Here is a 4,319-nt window from a genome sequence, read left to right as displayed (position 1 = left end):
GCGTGCTCGAGAGTTTCGTTATGATTTTTTTAGAAAAATCATAAAAGAGGTTGGAGCAACTGCCTTGGTCACTGCCCACCATGCAGATGATCAGGTTGAAACGATTTTGATGCGCTTGATTCGAGGGAGTCGGTTACGTCATTTAACAGGGATAAAAGAAAGTCAAGTAGTTGATGGAATTGAAATCATTCGTCCCTTGTTGTATTTTCATAAAAAGGATTTTCCACCAATTGTTCATTTTGAAGATCAAACAAATCAGGAAAATGCCTATTTTCGCAATCGTATTCGAAATAGGTATTTACCAGAACTTGAAAAAGAAAATCCTCGTCTTAAATTCGCTCTTTTAGATTTAGGAAGGGAGATTTCAGATTACCAAGCAACAATAACGGAACTTTCGAAACAGATTGATGTGGAAGATTTGAATGAGCTCTTTTCATACTCTCAACAAACTCAAGGGGTTTTACTCCAGAACTATCTTAATCAATTCCCAGAATTAAATCTGACAAAGGCTCAGTTTGCAGAAGTTCGACAGATTTTAGCAACTAAAAGTCAGTATCGTCACTCACTGAAAAATGGTTATGAATTGATCAAAGAGTATCAGAATTTTCGAGTTTGCAAAATCAGTCCACAGGCCGATGAAAAGGAAGATGAACTTGTGTTACACTATCAAAATCAAGTTCGATATATGGGTTATTTATTTTCTTTTGGTATCCCTGTTGAAGGGGACGCTGTTCAAAAAGTAACGGTTTCACGGGAAACATCTGTACATATTAGATGTCGAAAACCTGGCGATGTTCTTATCCTGAATGGTCACCGAAAGAAACTGAGACGTTTATTTATAGATTTGAAAATCCCTATTGAAAAACGAAAAACAACCCCTATTATTGAGCAATTTGGAGAAATTGTCTCAATTTTGGGAATTGCTATCAGTGATTTGAGTAAAAATACGAAAAATGATATAATGAACACTGTACTTTATATAGAAAAAATAGAATAGGTAAAAAGATGTTAGAACACGATATTGAAAAAATCCTCGTTTCACATGATGAAATTACAGAAGCAGCTAAAAAGCTAGGTGCGCAACTAACAAAAGAATATGAGGGGAAGAATCCAATTCTTGTTGGAATTTTGAAAGGATCAATTCCTTTTATGGCTGAATTGGTCAAACATATTGATACGCATATTGAGATGGACTTCATGATGGTATCTAGCTACCATGGTGGAACTGCAAGCAGTGGTGTGATCAATATCAAGCAAGATGTAACTCAAGATATCAAGGGAAGACATATTCTATTTGTAGAAGATATCATCGATACAGGTCAAACTTTGAAGAATTTGAAAGATATGTTTATTGCAAGAGAAGCAGCTTCGGTTAAAATCGCGACTTTGTTAGATAAACCAGAGGGACGTGTTGTTGAAATTGAAGCGGATTATACTTGCTTTACTATTCCAAATGAGTTTGTAGTAGGATATGGTTTGGACTACAAAGAAAATTATCGTAATCTTCCTTATGTTGGAGTGTTGAAAGAAGAAGTTTATTCAAATTAGAAAGAGCATTCTTTAATGAAAAAACAAAATAATGGTTTAGTTAGAAATCCATTTCTCTACTTGTTAATTATCTTCTTCCTTGTAACAGGGTTCCAGTATTTTTACTCTGGAAATGCTGCTGGAAAAAGTGAAAAAATTAATTATACAGAATTGGTAAAAGAAATTACAGCCGACAATGTAAAAGAATTGACCTATCAGCCAAATGGTAGCATCATTGAGGTGTCTGGTGTTTATAAAAATCCTAAGACTAGTAAAGAAGAAACAGGGATTCAATTTTTCACTCCTACTGCCACAAAAGTAGAAAGATTCTCAAGTACCATTCTTCCGTCGGATTCAACAGTTTCAGAATTGCAAAAGCTTGCTTCTGAACACCAGGCTGAGGTAACAGTCAAACATGAGAGTTCAAGCGGTATGTGGATAAATATCCTTGTCTCTGTTGTGCCATTTGCTATTCTCTTCTTCTTCCTATTCTCTATGATGGGAAATATGGGAGGAAATAATAATAGAAATCCAATGAGTTTTGGACGTAGTAAGGCCAAGGCTGCTAACAAAGAAGATATCAAGGTACGATTTTCAGATGTTGCAGGTGCCGAGGAAGAAAAACAAGAATTAGTCGAAGTTGTTGAATTCCTAAAAGATCCAAAACGATTTACCAAACTTGGTGCGCGTATTCCTGCGGGTGTTCTTTTGGAGGGTCCTCCCGGGACAGGTAAAACCTTACTTGCTAAGGCAGTTGCTGGAGAAGCAGGAGTTCCATTCTTTAGCATCTCAGGATCAGACTTTGTAGAAATGTTTGTCGGAGTTGGTGCAAGCCGTGTTCGTTCTCTTTTTGAGGATGCAAAAAAAGCAGCACCAGCCATTATCTTTATCGATGAAATTGATGCTGTTGGTCGCCAACGTGGTGTCGGTCTCGGTGGAGGAAATGATGAACGTGAACAAACCTTGAACCAACTTTTGATTGAGATGGATGGTTTTGAAGGAAATGAAGGAATTATTGTTATCGCTGCGACAAACCGTTCAGATGTCCTTGACCCTGCTCTACTACGCCCGGGACGTTTTGATAGAAAAGTCTTGGTTGGCCGTCCTGATGTTAAAGGTCGTGAAGCAATCTTGAAAGTTCACGCTAAAAACAAACCTTTAGCAGACGATGTTGATTTGAAATTAGTGGCTCAACAAACCCCAGGTTTTGTTGGTGCTGACTTGGAAAATGTTCTAAATGAGGCAGCCTTGGTTGCAGCTCGTCGCAACAAGTCAGTCATTGATGCTTCAGATATTGATGAGGCAGAGGACAGAGTGATTGCTGGACCATCTAAAAAAGATAAAACAGTATCACAAAGAGAACGTGAATTGGTTGCTTATCATGAGGCTGGACATACCATTGTTGGTTTAGTCTTGTCAAATGCCCGTGTTGTTCATAAAGTTACCATTGTACCACGTGGACGTGCAGGTGGTTACATGATTGCACTTCCTAAAGAGGATCAAATGCTTCTATCTAAAGAAAACATGAAAGAGCAATTGGCAGGTTTGATGGGTGGTCGTGTAGCTGAGGAAATTATCTTTAATGTCCAAACGACAGGAGCTTCAAATGACTTTGAACAAGCTACACAGATGGCGCGTGCAATGGTCACTGAATACGGTATGAGTGAAAAACTAGGTCCAGTTCAATATGAGGGAAATCATGCTATGTTTGGTGCACAAAGTCCTCAAAAATCAATTTCAGAACAAACAGCCTATGAGATTGATGAGGAAGTTCGTTCATTATTAAATGAAGCACGGAATAAAGCTGCTGAAATTATTCAATCAAATCGTGAACCCCACAAACTGATTGCAGAGGCATTGTTGAAATACGAAACATTGGATAGTACTCAAATTAAATCTCTTTACGAAACAGGAAAAATGCCTGAGACAGTAGAAGAGGAATCACACGCCCTATCTTATGATGAAGTAAAATCAAAAATGAGTGAAGAAAAATAACCCAGAGAGGCCATGCCTCTCTTTTTGTATGCAGTTGAGGCAACGAGAAGTACAGAAGAGGAGAAGTAGATAAAGGCTGGATCCTTTCTGCTAAACTAAATGCAGAAAGGAGAGGTCTATGAATCTGAAAGAACTATACGAAGAAAGTAAAGGGATTGTAAACAAGTGCCGCAAAGAATACCATTTACATCTGTGGGAGAAAGAGGACTGGGACCAGGAGGGGATGATGTGCCTGTATGAGCTAGTGAACCAGCATCCAGAGTTACTAGAGGGCGAGCGCCGTCAACTATATGTCTGCTTTAAAACCAAATTCCGCAATCGCATCCTAGACTACATCCGTAAACAGGAAAGTCACAAGCGCCGTTTCGACAAAGAGCCTTATGAGGAGGTGAGCGAAATCAGTCATCGCCTAGGAGAAAAAGGCCTGAGACTGGATGATTACTATCTCTTTCATGAGCTTCTAAAGAATTACAAGGCAAGTCAGAGTAAAGAAAAACAAGAACAACTTGACCGTCTAATGGGAGGAGAATGTTTCAAAGGACGCAAGGCACTTCTAGGAGAATTAAGAGTGGTATTGAGTGATTTTAGATAAACTGAAAATAGGCAAAAAAGTTCTTGACAAAGTTTGAAAAGTAGGTATAATAGAAAGAGTTGACAAGCTCAGGTCCGTTGGTCAAGGGGTTAAGACACCGCCTTTTCACGGCGGTAACACGGGTTCGAATCCCGTACGGACTATGGGTGTATCGCAGGGATGAAAAAAGTAAAAAAAGTTTCAAAAAAGTGTTGACATAGGTCAG

At 38.7% G+C, this 4,319-nt stretch carries 4 protein-coding genes and 1 tRNA gene; all 5 read left to right on the top strand.

The window, feature by feature from the left end:
• Positions 1-997 (top strand): tRNA lysidine(34) synthetase TilS (tilS, locus tag HMPREF0850_RS04265; RefSeq protein ID WP_000304677.1); only part of this gene is annotated, 997 nt, incomplete at its 5' end.
• Between the two features lie 8 nt (positions 998-1,005).
• Positions 1,006-1,548, top strand: coding sequence for a hypoxanthine phosphoribosyltransferase (hpt, locus tag HMPREF0850_RS04260; RefSeq protein ID WP_000889396.1), 543 nt, complete (start codon positions 1,006-1,008; stop codon positions 1,546-1,548).
• Between the two features lie 15 nt (positions 1,549-1,563).
• Entirely contained in the window at positions 1,564-3,522 is a 1,959-nt protein-coding gene (gene ftsH, locus HMPREF0850_RS04255) for an ATP-dependent zinc metalloprotease FtsH (RefSeq protein ID WP_000744575.1), read from the top strand.
• Between the two features lie 118 nt (positions 3,523-3,640).
• Complete coding sequence (locus HMPREF0850_RS04250; RefSeq protein ID WP_001049384.1) at positions 3,641-4,114, top strand: hypothetical protein; 474 nt, start codon at positions 3,641-3,643, stop codon at positions 4,112-4,114.
• Positions 4,115-4,185: 71 nt separating this feature from the next.
• A tRNA-Glu gene (locus HMPREF0850_RS04245) sits at positions 4,186-4,257 on the top strand.
• Positions 4,258-4,319 lie beyond the last annotated feature (62 nt).

It is taken from the genome of Streptococcus sp. M143, assembly GCF_000162495.1.
Classification (GTDB): Bacteria; Bacillota; Bacilli; order Lactobacillales; family Streptococcaceae; genus Streptococcus; species Streptococcus dentisani.
This window is presented reverse-complemented; position numbering and strand designations above follow the sequence as displayed.

What these genes read in the sequence shown, in the direction of transcription:
- HMPREF0850_RS04250 (WP_001049384.1), top strand. Translation starts at nt 3,641, where the DNA reads ATGAATCTGAAAGAACTATACGAAGAAAGTAAAGGGATTGTAAACAAG.
- ftsH (WP_000744575.1), top strand. Translation starts at nt 1,564, where the DNA reads ATGAAAAAACAAAATAATGGTTTAGTTAGAAATCCATTTCTCTACTTG.
- hpt (WP_000889396.1), top strand. Translation starts at nt 1,006, where the DNA reads ATGTTAGAACACGATATTGAAAAAATCCTCGTTTCACATGATGAAATT.